We start from the raw sequence: 18,786 nt of genomic DNA on the forward strand, positions 1-18,786 counted from the left end.
CCCGGAGTTATCCCAGTCTTACAGGCAGGTTGCCCACGTGTTACTCACCCGTCCGCCGCTAACGTCATAAAAGCAAGCTTCTAATCAGTTCGCTCGACTTGCATGTATTAGGCACGCCGCCAGCGTTCATCCTGAGCCAGGATCAAACTCTCCGAAGAAATGTTTGACTTGCTCATAAAAGTTTAAAAAATTAACGTTGACGTTTTTCGCTTTGTTCAGTTTTCAAAGTTCAACCGTCGCTCTTAAGCGACTTTTCTATCTTACCAAGTTTCGAACTCAGTGTCAATAGTTTTTTATTTCCTTTGAGATTCGTTTGTGTCTCTCAAGGACATTTATAAATATAACAGACATATTATCATATAGCAATACCACAATAATAAGTTTAAATTTTCTAATATCTTCTATTCGTTATATCAGTTGGATAAAAAGGAAAAAGACAGCTTTTAAACTATCTTTTTCTAAGTAATAGTTAAACTTTACTTCCTAAAAGTATTACCTTCTAAAATAAATGTACTAAAAGCCGGTACAGTTACATTATCACTTTTTATTTTCTTTATAGACTTTGTACCAGCTTTTTTTCCATCGACCAGCAGGGATAGATTGCCTTTGCTAGAGACTTTCATTTTTATCTCATTGGAATTGGCATTGTGTATGATAGTTAGTTGATTTTTGTTTTTACCTTCCAATGTATAAGCTACTACATTTTTAGGTGCATTTAAGAATGATAGGTTCTGACGAATCTCAGAGGCAGTTGTCATACGAAATACTGGATACTTTTTACGAATCTCAATTAAACCTTTCATATATTCAACCTCTTGATTAAATGCTAAACGCCGCTCCCAATCTAGTTGATTTACAGAGTCTGGTGATTTGTAGCTATTATGGTCCCCACCTTTAGTTCTCATAAACTCTTGACCAGCATGTATGAAAGACACTCCTTGTGAAGTTAACACCATAGATGAAGCAAGCTTATGCATTTGCTTACGCTCAAGCTCAGTAGCATTTGGATTCGTTAATAGTAGTTTGTCCCATAAAGTATGATTATCATGGGCTTCTACATAAGTTACTACTTGTTCAGGATCTTGATAAGTAGATGTTGAAGAATCGTATTGAAGGCCACCTGCTATACTCTTTTTCATCGTGTCTTCCATACCTTGTTTGCCATTTACAAAGCCGCTATCTTCATCATAAAATACACTACCTTTTAAACCATCACGAATAACATCATTAAAATGCGCTACGCCTGGCATTTTGTTTGCATTCTTCTGGTTCGCTTTTTGGTCAGCAGGTAAAGGCGTATTTAAATCCCAACCCTCTCCTAAAACAATAATACTCGGATCAATTTTATTTAAAGCGTCTCGTACCTCTTTCATGTTTTCTACATCATGAATTCCCATTAAATCAAAGCGAAAACCGTCTAAATTATATTCTGTTGCCCAATATTTTACAGAGTCTACAATAAACTTCCTCATCATTTTACGCTCTGATGCTGTATCGTTTCCAACACCTGTTCCATTAGCTAACGTTCCATCTTCATTATATCGGAAATAGTAACCTGGTACCAACTCATTAAAGTTTGACTCACTTACAGCATACATATGGTTATACACAACATCCATAATTACGCGTAAATTATTTTTGTGCAGTGATTGAACCATCTGCTTCATTTCTTTAATTCTTACTTTAGGTTCATATGGATTTGTAGAATAAGAACCTTCCGGCACATTATAGTTCTTTGGATCATATCCCCAATTGTACTGCGGCTCGTTTAATTTTGTTTCATCCACTGTACGGTAATCATAGATAGGAATAAACTGCACGTGTGTCACACCTAAATCTTTAATATGATCTAATCCTGTTTTAACTCCACCAGGTCCTCTTGTTCCTTCTTCAGTAACGCCTAAAAACTTACCTTTATTTTTAATTCCACTATTTGGATCAATCGATAAATCCCGTACGTGCAGCTCGTAGATAATAGCATCTTCGCGGTTTTTCAAGAATGGCTTTTTCGCTGGCCACTTCTCTGGGTTTGTGGTTTTTAAATCTACCACTACACCTTTATCTCCGTTTACAGTTACAGCACGTGCATACGGATCAACAGCCTCATTCCACTTATCTCTAATTTTAACTTTATACGTGTAGATTAATCCATCTTGATTTCCTTTTAATTGTGTAGTCCATGTACCTCGCTCTGCTTTTTTCAGTGGAATTTCTGTTCCGCTAGTTGAGTTCCACTTTTTATATGAGACTAGTTTAGCTTCAGTAGCAGTAGGAGCCCATAAGCGAAAAGACGTTTTATCTTTTTTATACGTATTTCCTAAGTCATTTCCGTCATAATAAAACATGTCATCAAATTCTTTAGAACGCACTGCTGCTCCAATTTCAACCGTCGCGCTTCCAAACAAGGATTTCGATATCTTATATGCCTTTGTTAAATCTAAGTTATTTTTCGTCACAACTCGAACCTTGTTCGTTGTTTTTTCTTCCTTATTTAATGGTATCACTTCCTTAATTTCTACTCCTTCTAATGTAATACCAGAGTTATCTGCCTCTTCTATAGCGAATGGAACGTTTGTTTGAAGCGTAATTTCATTCATTTTATCAATAGTAGCTCCAACAATCTTTGGATTTAAATCAATTTGGCTTGGATCGTAGAATACACGCTCGATTCCTTGAGCAATCCAAATTTCAGCTGATCCATCTTCTTTAAATTTCGTGATATAGCGATTATCTAATTCTTTATTCCCCCATTCGTTTCCATTTATGCTTTGTCGAGCAATAAACCCTACCTTTTGAATACCTTGGGGATCATTCAATTCAAAAGTAGCAACTTTTCCAAAATCATCTTCATCTTTAAACTGAACGGCTTGTCCACTCTTTCCATCTGGCCAGACCCACAAATCCCAGTCTTTATAGTTCTTATCATAACGTGCATAATGAATGGTTACTTTAACGTTCTCATAAGATGGTAAATCACGATACTCTCCATCTGGTGGCTCGTTATATACTGTGTTATCTCCACTTTTTATCCATACTTCCCCTTCACCATTTTGGATATCAACCCAGCGATCTTCCCCATCTTTTTCCCAAGTATCTGTCCGGACAATAAATCCTACCTTTTTGGTGTTTGTAGGAATTTCAATCTCAGCAACTTTTCCAAACGCATCTTCCCCTGTAAAGTCGTACGCTTTCCCTTCCCCGCCTTCAGGCCAAATCCATAGGTTCCAATCTTTTGTGTTATTCGGCGCTTCTTGATAATGAATAATTACTTTCCCTGTATTTGCAAACGTTTGCATAGGGAAGCTCGAAAAAGCGGAGGCAAACATTGCAAAAACGATTAGAACAACAAACCATCGATTAATTTTCATAAAGCCCATCCCCTTTGTTTATAGTCGATAACAAATCTATTATATAAAAACTGAAAACGTTTGCACAATATAAAATTTTGAATTTTTGAAAATTGAATCCAAAAGACCTATTAAAAAATAGATAATAATAAATAAAAAAGACAGCCAATTAGCTGTCTTTTTTATTAACGGTGGCGCATTTGCGGGAATAACAGTACATCACGAATAGAAGGAGCGTTTGTTAATAGCATAACTAATCGATCAATACCAATTCCTAAACCACCAGTTGGCGGCATACCATATTCTAACGCTTCAATGAAGTCATCATCCATCTCATGTGCTTCATCGTTACCTTGTTCTTTTTCTTTTAACTGCGCTTCAAAACGTTCACGCTGATCAATTGGATCGTTTAACTCCGTGAAGGCATTTGCATGCTCTCTTGCTACAATAAATAACTCAAAGCGATCAGTAAAGCGAGGGTCATCCTCATTCTTTTTCGCTAATGGTGAGATTTCTACAGGATGTCCGTAAATGAATGTTGGCTGAATTAATTGCTCTTCTACTTTTTGTTCAAAGAATTCATTTACAATGTGCCCGTATAACATATGCTCTGTAATTTCAACATTGTGTTCTTTTGCAAGAGCACGTGCCTCTTCAACAGATGTTTCTTTCCAGAAATCAACGCCTGTATATTGCTTAATAGCATCTACCATATGAAGTCTTGTCCATTCTGGAGTTAAGTCTACTTCATACTCCCCATACTGGATTTTAGTCGTTCCTAATACTTCCTGAGCAATATGTGCAATTAAGTTTTCAGTTAATGCCATAATATCTTTGTAATCAGCGTATGCTTCATAAAGCTCAATCATTGTAAATTCTGGGTTGTGACGAGTTGATACCCCTTCATTACGGAAGACGCGACCAATTTCATACACTTTTTCTAAGCCACCAACAATTAATCGTTTTAGGTGTAGCTCAATTGCAATACGCATATAAAGCTCCATATCTAGAGCATTGTGATGAGTAATGAATGGACGAGCCGATGCACCACCAGCAATTGAATGCATCATTGGTGTTTCAACTTCTAAGTAGCCATTATTATCTAAGTAGCGGCGCATTGATTGAATAATACGGCTTCGCAAGATAAATGTTTGTTTACTTTCTGGATTAGTAATTAAATCTAAATAGCGCTGACGATAGCGTTGTTCAATATCTTTTAAGCCGTGATATTTATCCGGTAAAGGACGTAAAGCTTTTGATAATAGCGTGAAGTCTTTTACTTTAATTGATAATTCACCAACTTTTGTTTTAAACAATACGCCTTGTACACCAACATGGTCACCAATATCAACTGTTTTAAAGATTTCGTATTGTTCGTCCCCTACTGAATCTTTACGAACATAAAGTTGAATTTGACCCGTTAAATCTTGAACGTGAGCAAAGCCTGCTTTGCCTTTTCCGCGCTTTGTCATAATACGTCCTGCTAATGAAACTGAAACTTCATTTTCCTCTAAAGCTTCTTTTGTTAGTTCTTCATATGCATCAATTATCTCTTGTGATGTATGTGTACGTTCGAAGCGTTTTCCAAATGGATCCATACCTTGTTCTCGAAGGTTGTTCATTTTTTCACGACGAACGAGAAGTTGATCATTTAATTCTTCATGATTCATTATGTGCTCATCTCCATCGTATTAATTAATTTTCTAAAACAGAAAAAAGGCCAGCTTTTCCACTGGCAATTCCTACGTTTCTTTAAAATTATTATAAATTCAGTCGTTTCTCTATGTCAAATCGCTTTAGACTTACAGTGTGTTCTTGTCTCAAGCTAAAACAACTTGATATAGTAATCCAACTGCCTTAATGCGTAATTATATCGCTTCTTTTCTTTACGCACTTTCGACCTTATCGAATTCTAAATAATGTTTGGTTATCAATTTCTTATTGTAACGAACTAAGAAAAGCAAGTAAACCTCCTGGCTCTTAAAAATAAAAAACGTTTTTATGGAGCCGTTACATCATATAAGTTACCAATTAATTTAATCCCTTGTTCTGCAGCTAGTCTTTCCGCTAAGTATACTGTCGATGTATCCTCAATAGGTATAATGAGGTCACTAGCAATTTCTGCTAGAGGGACCATTACAAATGCTCTTTCTGTCATCCGAGGGTGAGGAACAATAAGTCTAGAACTATGTATAACCTCTTCATTATACAGAAGAATGTCCAAATCTAACGTACGAGGTCCCCATACAACCTCTCTTTTTCGGTTCTGCTGTAGCTCAATCGCCTGCAAAACATCGAGCAACTCTAGAGAAGAAAGTTCTGTTTTAATTTCGGCTACCATATTTAAGAAAGCGCTTTGGTTAGTATAGCCAACCGGATCCGTCTCATATACGGAAGAAAGATTTTCTAATAAAATGCCTTCATGACTGTCTAGTGATTGAACAGCTTGCTTTAAGTAGTTACTGCGGCTTTTAATATTAGACCCCAGGGCTATAAAAGCTCTATTGTTCATTAGCGGCTCCTTGTAATTTCGACGGCAACCGAATCATAATGACCTTGAATCGGAGGGTCGGGTTTATATACTTTTACGGTACAAGCTTGAATTAGATGATAAGAGGATAAAACCGTTGACGCAATGGTCTCAGCAATAGTTTCAACCAGCTTAAACGTTTCTTTCTCCACAATGTTTTTACAGACTTCGTAGAGCTCTGCATAACTTACAGTTGCTTGTAAATCATCCTCTTGTCCAGCTTTTTTTAAATCTAATTCTACTGTTAAATCTACATTAAAACGTTGACCTAACTTATTTTCCTCAGTAAAAACGCCGTGATAACCATAAAAGCACATATTATTCACATAAATTTTATCCATTCTCGATTACTCCTTTACCTACTAAAACATCCATCATCTTCGTAAAGCGAGCAATCTCTTTCACATCGTGTACTCTTGTCATATGAATACCTTTAGAAATACCCATTCCAATAGTAGCAGCAGTTCCTTCTATTCGTTCCTTTGGAGGCAAATTAAGGACGTGTCCAATTGTTGACTTTCGAGATGTAGCCAACAACACAGGATAGTCTAGTGCTGTAAACTTATCTACATTTTGAATAGCTTCAATATTTTGCTCTACTGTCTTAGCAAATCCAATCCCTGGGTCTAAAATAATATTCTTATCTTTTACACCAGCACTTTTAACGATTTTTATGCTTTCATATAAATCAGCAATCATATCTGGAATGAGGTTTTGATAATTTTTATTGTCTCTATTATGCATGAGGATGATAGGTACATTATAATCAGCAGCTACTTTTGCCATCTCCGGGTCAGCCTTTGCTCCCCACACGTCATTAATAATGTGTGCACCTGCTTCAATTGCTTGCTTTGCTACCTCAGATTTATACGTATCAATAGAGATAGGTACGTCTAGAGTTCGAGATAATTCTTTGATAACAGGAATTGTACGCTCTAATTCTTCTTCCACACTTACTTTATCGCTTCCTGGACGTGTTGATTCACCACCGATGTCAATGAGGTCTGCGCCATCTATGACCATTTGTTTAGCATGCTCAATTGCTTTATCGATATGGTTAAATGAACCACCATCTGAAAACGAATCTGGGGTTACGTTCAGGATCCCCATAATCAATGTCTTTGTAGAATAATCTAACTTATAGGAGCCACAATCGATAAATTGACTATTTACTACCGTTTTTGTCATCTAAGACTTCCTTTCGTACGCCTTCTTTACTCCATAAATGCGAAGTATATTTCTCATATTGTCGCTGTAATGTATAGGTTAGCGTTTGTTCACCCGTTTTAAACTCTTTCTCTCCAATTTTATGGATAGCAAAAATTTCTTGAATTGAATTTGTCATAAAGATTTCTTCGCTCTCAAGAAGCTCTGATAGTGTAAAGAATCCTTCTTTAATAGAAATCCCCTTCACACTTAAAAGCTTACATATAAATTGGCGAGTAATACCGTTTAATATTCCCGTTTCAACAGCAGGAGTAAAGACGGTGTTATCTTTCACAAAGAAAAGGTTTGAAACAATTCCTTCCGCTAAGAACCTTTCCTTTGTTAAAAAAATCCCTTCCTTACTTATATCGTTTCCAACTTCTCTTTTAGCTAAGATATTATTTAAATAATGATGAGATTTCAACCGTTCATTACTTTCGGGAGTATTTCTTTTTGTTTCAAGAATAACCCCCTCTTTTATAAGAGGGGTTTTCTTATCAGGCATAGACTTCATATAAACAATAAGTGATGGACGAGTATATGCTTCTACCTGTAGTCCAATTTCACCTACACCTGCTGATACGTTTAGTCGAACATACGCATTTTGAAGATTATTCTTTTGCAGCAACTCATTAAGAATTGTAAGTATATCTTCCTTTGAATATGTCCATTCAATATTTAAAAGCGATAAACCACTTTGTAATCGACTCAGATGATCATCTAATAAAAATGGATGACCATTATAGATTCTCATTGTTTCAAATAAACCCAGGCCATACATATAACCATGATCAAAAGGAGAAATAGTTGCTTTGCTTCTTTCTAAAATCTCTCCGTTTACATAAATGTACAAAGGTTACACGCCCTTTTTCTGATACGTATTAATAAAATTTTGCAGCATTTCTCGACCATATGAAGTCATAATGGATTCAGGGTGAAATTGGACGCCCTCAATTGGCATAGTTTTATGGCGAATAGCCATAATCTCATTTTCATCTGTCCATGCTGACACCTCAAAACAATCAGGCAGAGATCCAGCTTCTACAATTAAAGAATGGTAGCGAGTAGCTGTAAACGGATTGTCCAACCCTTCAAAGATTGTTTTTCCATCATGGTGCATTTCTGACGTCTTACCATGCATAAGCTTATCAGCTCTGATAACATTTCCACCAAATGCTTGACCAATGGACTGATGTCCAAGACAAACGCCAAAAATCGGAATTTGACCAGCAAAATATTTAATTGCTTCTAAGCTAATACCAGCTTCATTTGGGCTACATGGCCCTGGAGAAATCATTAAAAAGTCAGGGTTAAGGTTTTCAATCTCTTCAATTGTAATTTCATCATTACGCTTGACGACTAACTCATGGCCTAGCTCACCTAAATACTGTACTAAATTAAATGTAAATGAATCGTAGTTATCAATCATTAAAATCATCTGTTCTCATCCTCCACTCAACTCTTTTTCACTCTGCTCTTTTGCTTTCCATAAAGCCATAGCCTTTTTCAATGACTCTTTGTACTCATACTTAGGGTTGGAGTCAATAACAACACCAGCTCCCGCCTGTACATGTACTTGACCATCTTGAACGACCATTGTACGAATTGCGATGTTAAGTTCCATCTCGCCGTTATAGCCTATCCAACCAATTGATCCTGTATAGACACCTCTTCGAACGGGCTCTAGTTCTTCAATAATTTCCATTGTCCGAACCTTAGGTGCACCTGTGATGGTTCCTCCTGGGAATACTGCATCTACTACATCTACAATGTCTTTATTGTCAGCAATTTCACCTTTGACATTTGATACGATGTGCATAACATGGGAGTATTTTTCAATCACCATAAACTCATCTACACAAACAGTCCCATACTTACTTACTCTACCTAAGTCATTTCGCTCTAAATCAACAAGCATTACGTGCTCCGCACGCTCTTTCTCATTTTCAATTAACTCTTTAGCCAGTGCACTGTCTTCTTCGTTTGTCTTCCCTCTAGACCGTGTTCCTGCAATTGGTCTTGTACTAAGCTCAACTCCTGATTTTTTAACTAATAACTCTGGTGAGCAACTCACTAAATGAAACTCATCGGTTTGCATATACGACATGTATGGAGAAGGATTAATCTTTCGGACTTGTTCGTAAATATGCATTGGATGTGTATTAAGAGGCTGTGACTGTCTTACAGATAAGTTAACTTGAAACACATCACCTTGTCCAATATATTCCTTTATCCTTTCAACAGCCACACCAAACTCTTCTTCTGACATTGACAAAGTTGTGTGTGTATTAACACTCTTCACTTTCTCATAAACAGGAGTATACTTCGTTTCAGACAACCATTGATTTTTATATGAAGTTAAACGAGCTTTAGCATTCTCTTCATCTGTATGGTTAACCATTATCCATAGCTCTTCTTTATGGTGGTCATATACAAAAACATCATCAAAAATTAAGAAATAAATATCAGGCATCTTTAACGGATCATCCGCTATTGTTGGTACATGTTCTACATACCTTACGTAATCATAGCTAATATAACCAATGGCCCCGCCTTGAAACGGAGGTAGCTCTTTACGCTGAGGTGTTTGGTACTTCTTCATCCATTTACGCATTAAATGCATTGGATTACCTTTTTCAACACTTCTTCTTCCTTGCTCTATAATATGAAGCTCGTTAGACTCTCCTCGTAAAATAGCGATAGGATTAAGGCCCATAATATGAAAGTTACCGCCTCGCCCACTTTCCAACAATATATGATGCGGCTCATCTACAGATAATTCTTGATACTTACTAAACCATTTATCCTTAGGAATCGAAATCGATTCACCCCATGTCATTCGTTGCTGCATTTGCTCACTCTCCTAAAATGAATCACCTATCCTTATTTTACATGATTTTAGAAAGTTATTCACTAGATGAAAAAAACTACCCCTTTAAGCCACAAAGTTACTATGACTTAAGGGGGTAGCTAAATAAAAATTATTTATCGTAGCTTATCAAGACTGACCTTGTGTTTGCTCTTCGAATTGGAATAATGGTGTACTTAAATAGCGCTCACCGTTACTTGGAATAATGGCTAACACTTTTTTACCTTTTCCTAATTCTTTTGCTACCTTTAATGCTGCAAAAATTGCTGCACCTGAAGAAATTCCGACTAATACACCTTCAGTTTTAGCTACTTTTCGAGCATAGTCAAATGCTTCTTCATTTTTCACAGGAATAACATGGTCATATAGGTCGGTATTTAACACACCTGGTATGAAGTTAGCACCAATTCCTTGAATTTTATGAGGTCCTGGCTGACCACCACTTAAAATTGGTGAGTCAGCTGGTTCTACAGCATAAAGCTTAATCTCTGGGTAAGCTTCTTTCAATACTTCTCCAGCACCCGTAATTGTTCCACCTGTTCCAACCCCAGCTACAAAAGCATCCAGTTGGTCACCGAATTGTTCAACAATTTCTTTACCTGTTGTTTTACGATGCACTTCAGGGTTTGCCTCATTTTGGAACTGTTGAGGAATGAAGTAACCATGTTCTTTTGCTAATTCAGAAGCTTTATTAACAGCTCCTTTCATTCCTTCAGGTCCTGGTGTTAAGACTAACTCTGCGCCGTATGCACGAAGTAGGTTACGACGTTCAATACTCATTGTTTCAGGCATTGTTAAGATTGCGCGATATCCCTTTGCTGCTGCAACCATAGCTAGACCGATACCTGTATTACCACTTGTAGGTTCAATGATTGTGTCGCCAGGCTTTAAAACGCCTTTGGCTTCCGCATCTTCAATCATTGCCAATGCAATGCGATCTTTCACGCTGCTTCCTGGGTTCATAAACTCCAACTTTAAATATACATCTGCCATATCTTCTTCAACTAAACGATTTAATTTAACAATTGGTGTTTGACCAATTAATTCCGTAATTGAATTTGCTACGCGTGCCATATCTCCACTCCTAATCCCGAGTAATTTTATTGAATTTGTATACAATTTATCAGTTATTTTCTAAATTGTCAATCATTTTGTTTTGTGACAATGACTTTTTTTTCTATTTTTCTAGACCATTATATCCTTACTGTACCATTTTCAGACCAAACTTCAAAAGAAAAAGACACCGGCTGCATGCGATGTCTTTTCAGAGACTTATTTATATAGCTTCTTCTTTCATTTCTTTTAGCTCTTCTGCAGGAAAGTGATACATTTCATTACAGAAGTGACATTGCGCTTCAGCTTTGCCATCTTCATCAATCATTGATTGAATTTCATCTTTTCCTAAGCTAATAATTGCATTACCAATGCGCTCTTTAGAACATTGACATTTAAATTCCACAGGCATGGTTTCAAGAATTTTAAGGTTATCTTTTCCTAGAACTTCTTCAAGAATTTCTTCTGGTGTTAATCCACGTTGAATAAGCTTAGAGATAGGTTCAATGGTTTGCAAGCGCTGTTCAATTGCTGAGATTGTCGCTTCATCTGTTCCTGGTAACAGCTGAATAATGAAGCCTCCTGCAGCCAAGATGGTGTTATCAGGGTTTACTAACACACCAACGCCAACTGATGAAGGAACTTGTTCAGATGTTACAAAATAATACGTGAAATCTTCTCCTAATTCACCTGATACAATCGGTACCTGACCATTAAATTGATCTCTCATTCCAACGTCTTTTACGACACTAAGCGTGCCTCCCGTACCTACTGCACGAGCGACATCTAATTTACCGTATTTGTTTAATTCAAAATGTGTTTGTGGATTTGTAACATAACCACGAACTTCCCCTTTGGCATTGCTATCCACAAGGATTGCGCCAATCGGTCCGCCACCTTCGACTTTTATTGTTAACTTCTGCTCTCCCTTTAACATCGCACCCATCATTACACCGGCACTCATCGCACGTCCTAATGCAGCTGAAGCTGTTGGCCATGTATAATGGCGCCGCTGCGCTTCACCTACTGCCTCCGTTGTTTTCACAGCGTAGGCACGAACTTGATTATTATATGCTAAAGCCTTGACTAAGTAGTCACTCATAATAATACTAACTCCTCTTATTCCATATTTTTCGTATAAATAATCTGTAGACCTTTTAGTGTTAAAAACGGATCTACGATGTCAATAATGTCTGACTCTTTTGCGATTAATGTTGCTAAACCACCTGTTGCAATTACTTTAGGATTTACGTTTGATTGCTCTTTCATTCGTGTAACAATACCTTCAACTTGTCCAACATATCCATATAAAATTCCCGCTTGCATCGCAGAAACTGTATTTTTACCTACAATGCTATTCGGCCTAGCAATTTCAATCCTCGGAAGTTTAGATGCCCTAGAATATAGCGCTTCAGTGGAAATATTAATACCAGGTGCGATAGCTCCTCCCATATACTGTTTGTCTTCATCAATGTAACAGTAAGTTGTTGCTGTTCCAAAATCCACAATAATTAATGGGCTGCCATAAAGCTTAATACCTGCTACTGCATTTACGATTCGGTCTGCCCCAACTTCTCTTGGATTTTCATATTTAATATTTAAACCTGTTTTAATACCAGGACCTACTATAAGCGGCTTTAAATGAAAATATTTTTGGCACATACGTTCCAATGCAAACATAATTGGTGGCACTACAGAGGAGATAATAATACCATGAATATCTTTAAAAGATAAACCAACGTGCTCAAGGAGTGACTTAATTGTCATTCCGTATTCATCTTCTGTTTTATTACGACTCGTTTCAATGCGCCAATGATATTTTAGTTCATCACCATCATATACTCCTAATACAGTATTCGTATTTCCAACGTCTAATACAAAAATCATGTTAATCACCACTTCGCCTTTAATCAATATTTACACTGAAACCATCATACCATAACTAAGAAAAAGGGGTGTACAGTAAAAGAAGCTTTTCCTTTTCCTTACTAATGTTCGTATAAAAAACAAAAAAAGTAAGATGCTCCTAGGAACATCTTACTTTTTATTCTTTAGGCTCTTCCTCTTGATCTGGCTTCGATTGAATGTTTACTTTTACATCTTCATCGCTGCTTTTTGGAGAACGATCTGGAAGCGTCCCATGATCAACTAAATGCTTGATTTGCTCAGCATCTAACGTTTCAACTTTTAATAACGTTTGAGCAATAAGTTCTAACTTATCACGATTTTCAGTTAGAATTTGTCTTGCACGCTCGTAGCTATCTTTAATAAAGCGTTGAATTTCTAAGTCAATTTGATGAGCAATTGCGTCACTGTAGTTTTGTTCATTTTGGATGTCACGTCCTAAGAACACTTGGCCACCTTGCGATTGACCAAACTGCATTGGACCTAACTTATCGCTCATACCGTATTCAGTAACCATACGTCTTGCGATACTTGTTGCACGTTGGAAGTCATTATGTGCACCCGTACTTACTTCGCCAAAGATTAATTCCTCAGCAACACGTCCACCTAATAAACCAACAATCTTATCTAAAAGCTCTGGTTTTGTCATGAAATAGCGATCTTCTTTCGGAAGCATTACAGCATAACCACCTGCTTGCCCACGTGGAACAATCGTTACTTTATGTACCATGTCCGCTTCATCTAATACAACACCAATAATTGTGTGACCAGCTTCATGGTACGCGACAATATTGCGTTCTTTTTTAGAGATAACGCGACTCTTTTTAGCTGGTCCCGCAATTACACGGTCCGTTGCTTCATCAATATCGCTCATATCAATCTTTTTCTTATCTTGTCGCGCAGCTACTAAGGCAGCTTCGTTTAATAAGTTTTCTAAGTCGGCTCCTGAGAAGCCTGGTGTACGCATCGCAATGGCATTTAGATTTACATTTTCATCTAAAGGTTTGTTGCGAGCATGTACTTTCAACACTGCTTCACGACCATTTACATCTGGACGATCTACAGTAATCTGACGGTCAAAACGTCCTGGACGTAATAAAGCTGGATCTAAAATATCAGGGCGGTTTGTTGCTGCAATGATAATGATTCCTTCATTAGCACCAAAGCCATCCATTTCAACAAGCAATTGGTTTAGAGTTTGTTCACGCTCATCGTGACCTCCACCTAGACCAGCACCACGTTGACGACCTACAGCATCAATTTCATCGATAAAGATAATACAAGGCGCGTTTTTCTTTGCATTTTCAAACAAGTCACGCACACGTGATGCACCGACACCAACAAACATTTCAACAAAGTCTGAACCACTGATTGAGAAGAAAGGCACGCCTGCTTCACCAGCTACAGCTCTCGCTAATAATGTTTTACCCGTTCCTGGAGGACCTACAAGAAGTACACCTTTTGGAATTCGAGCGCCTAAGTCGGCAAATTTACGAGGGTCTTTCAAGAACTCTACAACCTCAACAAGTTCTTGTTTCTCTTCGTCTGCACCTGCAACATCTTTGAACTTAACTTTCTTCTTTTCTTCACTGTAAAGTTTCGCTTTACTTTTACCAAAGTTCATTACACGGCTACCGCCACCTTGAGCTTGGTTTAGTAAGAAGAAGAAGAGGATGAAGATAATGACAAAAGGTATAATTGATGTAAAGAATGTTACCCAACCACTTGTTTCATCTGCGGGGTCAACCTTCACCTGAATGTCCTTACTAGTTGCAGCGGCATTAATACGCTCCAACGCTTGATCACCATCTACAATGTAAGTTTGGAATTTCTGATCTTCATTATAAGATTCTAATTTCCCTTGTACGACATAAACCCCACGTTCAGGCTTCAATGTTAATGATTCAATATCTCCACTTTCCAAGTGTCCTACAAATGTGTCATATCGCATTGCTTCAGTCTTCTGGTTGGAACCACTGAAGAAACTGACCACGCCAATAATGACTAAAAATATAAGTAAATAAAAGATGGTATTACGGAAGATCCGATTCATTTCTTACCTCCTCCCACGATAAACAAATACTGTATTCAATAGTACCATAGAACCTATATCCTATCCAACAAATTGCATTTGCAAATATGCTAATTAATTACTATACACTTCTGGTTTTAAAACACCAATGTAAGGTAGGTTACGATATTTTTCCTGATAATCTAACCCATACCCTACTACGAAAGCATCTGGAACCTCAAATCCAACGTAATCTGCTTTAATATCCGCTTTACGACCCGTTGGTTTGTCTAATAGTGTTACGATTCTAATTGATTTTGCTTTGCGATACTTAAATAACTCTACTAGATAGCTTAGAGTTAATCCGCTATCAATAATATCTTCTAAAATTAAGATGTCTCGACCTTCTACAGAAGTATCTAAATCCTTTAAGATTTTCACTTCACCAGAAGAAACCATTTCTTTACCATAGCTTGATACATCCATAAAATCCATTTCTAAATATGTATCGATGCGTTTAATTAGGTCAGACATAAAAGGCATTGCACCTTTTAATACACCAATTACTAAAGGAAAACGACCTTCATACTCTTCAGTGAGTAGTTGTCCTAAATCCTTTACCTTTGCCTGTATTTGTTCCTCTGAAATTAGAATTTCTTTAATATCATGCTTCATTCCTTGCTTGCCTCCTAGAAGTTTTCCCTACTTATAGTATAAAATAACATATCTTAACTTATGAGTGTGTAATTCATAAGCAGATTTTTTTAATTTTGGCAGCCATAAAATTGTACCATTACTATCTTCTACAACCGGCCACGCATCTCTTTTCTCTAAAGGCACTTTTTCATCAATAAAGATATCCTTTACCTTTTTATGCCCCTTCATGCCTTTTAATTGAATTTTATCTCCTGGCCTTCGCGTCCGAACTCGAATTGGAAACCTAACCTTACTTTCATCTACTAAAAAGATGTCAGTTTCTTTCTTATCATATTTTCCATTATGTATTCTAGCAGTAAGGGAATGACCATTCGGCAGCTGAATGACCCCTGGAATGGGGATATCATATTCATATGCTGGAATAGACTGCGTTAACTCAAAAGTGAACACACAATCGTCATACGAACGAGAAATGGTCAGCTTGTTTGGAAAGTGAAGCACACCAGAAGGTTTATCAGCTTCTAAAAACCTCAATAAGTTATTAATATGAACTGAGGAAAGATCTGAAGGGATTTTTTTATAGAGATAGTTTAATATTAGTTGAATCCCACGCCTTTGTAAAGGTTTGCTTATATTAAGGAAAGACCCTCGACTCATTAAAAGATATCCTTGTCTTTGCTGTTTAATTACCTTATTCATCTCTCGAGTTGTTAATTCCTCTAAATAGGCTTGATCTTCATATAAGTTTTCACTAAAAGCTTGAAATTTTTCATGTATATCGTGATACTCATCCTTTAAAAAAGGTAATATATATTGTCTAATGCGATTACGAGTATACGTATCCTTCTCGTTAGTAGGGTCCATTCTAGGATTTAAGTTAAATCTCCTGCAATATAACAAAATTTGTTCTTTTGTAACGGATAAAAAAGGGCGAACGAGAGACCCTGTGGCATAAGGACGCTTTGCCTCCATCCCTCCATACCCTCTCATCGTACTACCACGTGCCAACCTCATGAGTATTGTTTCTACTTGATCATCTCCATGATGAGCTAAAGCTAGTACTTCTGCACGGTACTTATTCATCATCTCTTCAAAGAACGCATACCGACATTCTCTAGCTGCTACCTGAGCAGATACTTTGTGCTTTTTCTGATAAGTTGTTACATCGATACTAACGCCTTCAAATGCAATACCTGCATCTCTACAATAAGCTTGCACATATTCTAAGTCATTTTTAGACTCTGCTCCTCGAAACATATGATCAACGTGTAACGCCACTAAATTTAAACTTCTGTGCACTTGCTCCCTATGTAGAAAATGAAGCAACGCTAAGGAATCTGGACCTCCAGAAACACCCACTAAGACTGTTGCATTAATTGGTAAAAGGTTATGTTTATCAATAAATTCTGTTGTTTCCCTTTCCATTATTCTGTTCATCCTTACGTGATTAAGACTAGTTACCACTATCCCTTTCTCATTTTACGGATATTCCATTAAAAAGTTTCACATTTATAATACTTGAATGAAAAGATATAACAAGTACATAAACATGACGGATGCTCCTAATAAAACGGTTTCTAGGAAATGTGTACGCTTCTTCTTTACTTTAACACGCTTTGGACTATGCTGACGAACCTTTTGATTTCCTGAAGATTTAACAGATTCACCACTCTTGATCCCTTCAATCAAATCTTGCTTCATCTCATGAGCTGTAAGATAGTTGCCATGAATCGATTTATACAAAATCGAACGATGTGCTGACAGAGCATTATGCGTTTTTAATAATCTTTTTAGCTGTTCATTAGGTTTATCAGCTTTGTTTAAACGCTCGCCGATTAATAGCTCGATTATAATCATAGCTACAGCAAACAAATCATATGCTGGTTCTGCTTTTCGAGAGCCAAACCCCCAATATGCTCGGTCATAGTAGTCGGTAAACTCTTTGATAGCTCTCCCTTGCATTGTTGTTCCACCTACATCGATTAAACGAATCTTGACAGGGTGATTGGTAACAACCAAGTTCTCCGGCTTCAAGTCTCCAAAAATCCAACCCGCTTTGTGTAATTCATGTAAATCCCCCAATAGCTGCATGACCAGTACATTTACCCATTCCTTTCCTCTTTTCGCAACGAAAGCTTTTAACGATGTTCCTTTTACATATTCCATTACATAAAAAGAGAGTGCTTGATTACGATAAACCCAGTCATCTACATCGAATAAGAAAGGCCCAAGAGACTTGCCATGGACCTTTGAGAAGTTACGTAATACATTTACTTCAGCCGTTACTGAGTTGTTGTCAAAGCTTAACTTTAGCGCTGCAGTTTCTCCATTTGGTGATTGAACCAAATACACAACTCCAGTTGCACCTGTGCCTAGTTGTTTCATAATGGTGTACTGATTATGATGCCACTTCCCTGTTAATGTTGTACCGGCTGATAAATTACATACCAGATTCTTCATTGTAGTGTTCATCACTTCTTAACATCCCCCTTAAGGAACGTTTCTTCTGAACAAAGTGGTTTGTTGCCGCTTTAATTGCTGGACCAGTAGGTGTAATACCACCAGCTGTTAACTTCGGAAATATAGTAGATAACGATTCTAGCTTTGGATTCCAGTCCATAAGCTTTTCAACATCTTTCTTTTTCCCTGGAAATAAAAATACTGAAAATTGGTTGTACCCAATTCTAGCGTTGAGGCTGAGGGATAAATCTAATAATGCTTCCTTAACAGTTGGAAGCTTCGACTTCATGCTTCCACTCATATCAACTAAAATGAGAATCTCTAAATCAACTGTTTCACCTAACTCGTCAACAACTTCCATAATTTCTCCACGTTTTTCCGGAGGTAAATCTTCCATTTTTGAAGCTGATGCACCTAATATTTGTTGAAGTTCTTTATTTACTACGCCTTGTAACGTTTGAGTCATCGCTTGTCTTGTAACCATTTGAACGGTTTGAGAAAGTTGCTTTACATAAACGATTTGGCTAACTCCTCCACCAGACATAGCAATACCTTCAATTTCGTTTTGACTTTGTTCATCAATCACGTCTTCTTCCATAACTCCTATAACATTCACACTGATGCCTTGTTCCTTTGCTAGTGCTGCCATTGCAATTGGATCTTCTCCTGTATTAGAACCTCCATCTGTAATGACTAACATTTGCTTTAACGTTCCTTTTTTCATAAATAAAATCCCCTCCTCATTATC

The 18,786-nt window shown here is 37.2% G+C and carries 16 protein-coding genes and 1 rRNA gene; all 17 read right to left on the minus strand.

Going from position 1 to position 18,786, the window contains the following annotated elements:
• Positions 1-158: ribosomal RNA gene (locus AC1UFB_RS12280) — 16S ribosomal RNA — on the minus strand; the annotation flags it as partial.
• 318 nt (positions 159-476) lie between these two features.
• Positions 477-3,368: a type I pullulanase gene (gene pulA, locus AC1UFB_RS12285; RefSeq protein WP_482589346.1), complete on the minus strand. Its 2,892-nt coding sequence runs from the start codon at positions 3,366-3,368 to the stop codon at positions 477-479.
• Positions 3,369-3,532: 164 nt separating this feature from the next.
• On the minus strand, positions 3,533-5,017 hold the full coding sequence (gene lysS / locus AC1UFB_RS12290) for a lysine--tRNA ligase (protein ID WP_328101416.1): 1,485 nt from the start codon (positions 5,015-5,017) through the stop codon (positions 3,533-3,535).
• 329 nt (positions 5,018-5,346) lie between these two features.
• A complete protein-coding gene (gene folK, locus AC1UFB_RS12295; protein WP_025909853.1) occupies positions 5,347-5,859 on the minus strand; it encodes a 2-amino-4-hydroxy-6-hydroxymethyldihydropteridine diphosphokinase in 513 nt (170 codons plus the stop codon).
• Positions 5,859-6,218, minus strand: a complete 360-nt coding sequence (folB, locus tag AC1UFB_RS12300; protein ID WP_328101415.1) for a dihydroneopterin aldolase — start codon at positions 6,216-6,218, stop codon at positions 5,859-5,861. The genes folK and folB overlap by 1 nt, the downstream gene beginning before the upstream one ends.
• Entirely contained in the window at positions 6,211-7,065 is an 855-nt protein-coding gene (gene folP, locus AC1UFB_RS12305; RefSeq protein ID WP_482589349.1) for a dihydropteroate synthase, read from the minus strand. The genes folB and folP overlap by 8 nt, the downstream gene beginning before the upstream one ends.
• Positions 7,043-7,936: an aminodeoxychorismate lyase gene (gene pabC / locus AC1UFB_RS12310; RefSeq protein WP_061785373.1), complete on the minus strand. Its 894-nt coding sequence runs from the start codon at positions 7,934-7,936 to the stop codon at positions 7,043-7,045. The genes folP and pabC overlap by 23 nt, the downstream gene beginning before the upstream one ends.
• 3 nt (positions 7,937-7,939) lie before the next feature.
• On the minus strand, positions 7,940-8,521 hold the full coding sequence (gene pabA / locus AC1UFB_RS12315) for an aminodeoxychorismate/anthranilate synthase component II (protein ID WP_025909849.1): 582 nt from the start codon (positions 8,519-8,521) through the stop codon (positions 7,940-7,942).
• A gap of 6 nt (positions 8,522-8,527) precedes the next feature.
• Positions 8,528-9,934, minus strand: coding sequence for an anthranilate synthase component I family protein (locus AC1UFB_RS12320; protein WP_061785374.1), 1,407 nt, complete (start codon positions 9,932-9,934; stop codon positions 8,528-8,530).
• A 147-nt stretch (positions 9,935-10,081) separates the two neighbouring features.
• A complete protein-coding gene (gene cysK, locus AC1UFB_RS12325) occupies positions 10,082-11,026 on the minus strand; it encodes a cysteine synthase A (RefSeq protein WP_482589352.1) in 945 nt (314 codons plus the stop codon).
• A gap of 202 nt (positions 11,027-11,228) precedes the next feature.
• On the minus strand, positions 11,229-12,107 hold the full coding sequence (gene hslO, locus AC1UFB_RS12330) for an Hsp33 family molecular chaperone HslO (RefSeq protein WP_025909846.1): 879 nt from the start codon (positions 12,105-12,107) through the stop codon (positions 11,229-11,231).
• 17 nt (positions 12,108-12,124) lie between these two features.
• Complete coding sequence (locus AC1UFB_RS12335; protein WP_100346492.1) at positions 12,125-12,892, minus strand: type III pantothenate kinase; 768 nt, start codon at positions 12,890-12,892, stop codon at positions 12,125-12,127.
• A gap of 157 nt (positions 12,893-13,049) precedes the next feature.
• Positions 13,050-14,963, minus strand: a complete 1,914-nt coding sequence (gene ftsH, locus AC1UFB_RS12340) for an ATP-dependent zinc metalloprotease FtsH (RefSeq protein WP_100346493.1) — start codon at positions 14,961-14,963, stop codon at positions 13,050-13,052.
• Positions 14,964-15,056: 93 nt separating this feature from the next.
• Positions 15,057-15,596: a hypoxanthine phosphoribosyltransferase gene (gene hpt / locus AC1UFB_RS12345; protein WP_025909843.1), complete on the minus strand. Its 540-nt coding sequence runs from the start codon at positions 15,594-15,596 to the stop codon at positions 15,057-15,059.
• A 27-nt stretch (positions 15,597-15,623) separates the two neighbouring features.
• The gene (tilS, locus tag AC1UFB_RS12350; protein ID WP_025909842.1) at positions 15,624-17,003 is read right to left on the minus strand and encodes a tRNA lysidine(34) synthetase TilS; all 1,380 of its coding nucleotides are present in this window, start codon (positions 17,001-17,003) and stop codon (positions 15,624-15,626) included.
• Between the two features lie 84 nt (positions 17,004-17,087).
• On the minus strand, positions 17,088-18,050 hold the full coding sequence (locus tag AC1UFB_RS12355; RefSeq protein ID WP_100346494.1) for a serine/threonine protein kinase: 963 nt from the start codon (positions 18,048-18,050) through the stop codon (positions 17,088-17,090).
• Positions 18,019-18,762 carry a vWA domain-containing protein gene (locus AC1UFB_RS12360; RefSeq protein ID WP_025909840.1) on the minus strand — a complete coding sequence of 248 codons (744 nt, stop codon included), beginning with the start codon at positions 18,760-18,762 and terminating at the stop codon, positions 18,019-18,021. Before AC1UFB_RS12360 ends, AC1UFB_RS12355 begins: the two co-directional genes overlap by 32 nt.
• Between the last annotated feature and the right edge of the window lie 24 nt (positions 18,763-18,786).

This window comes from Priestia sp. KCTC 13724, assembly GCF_056820425.1.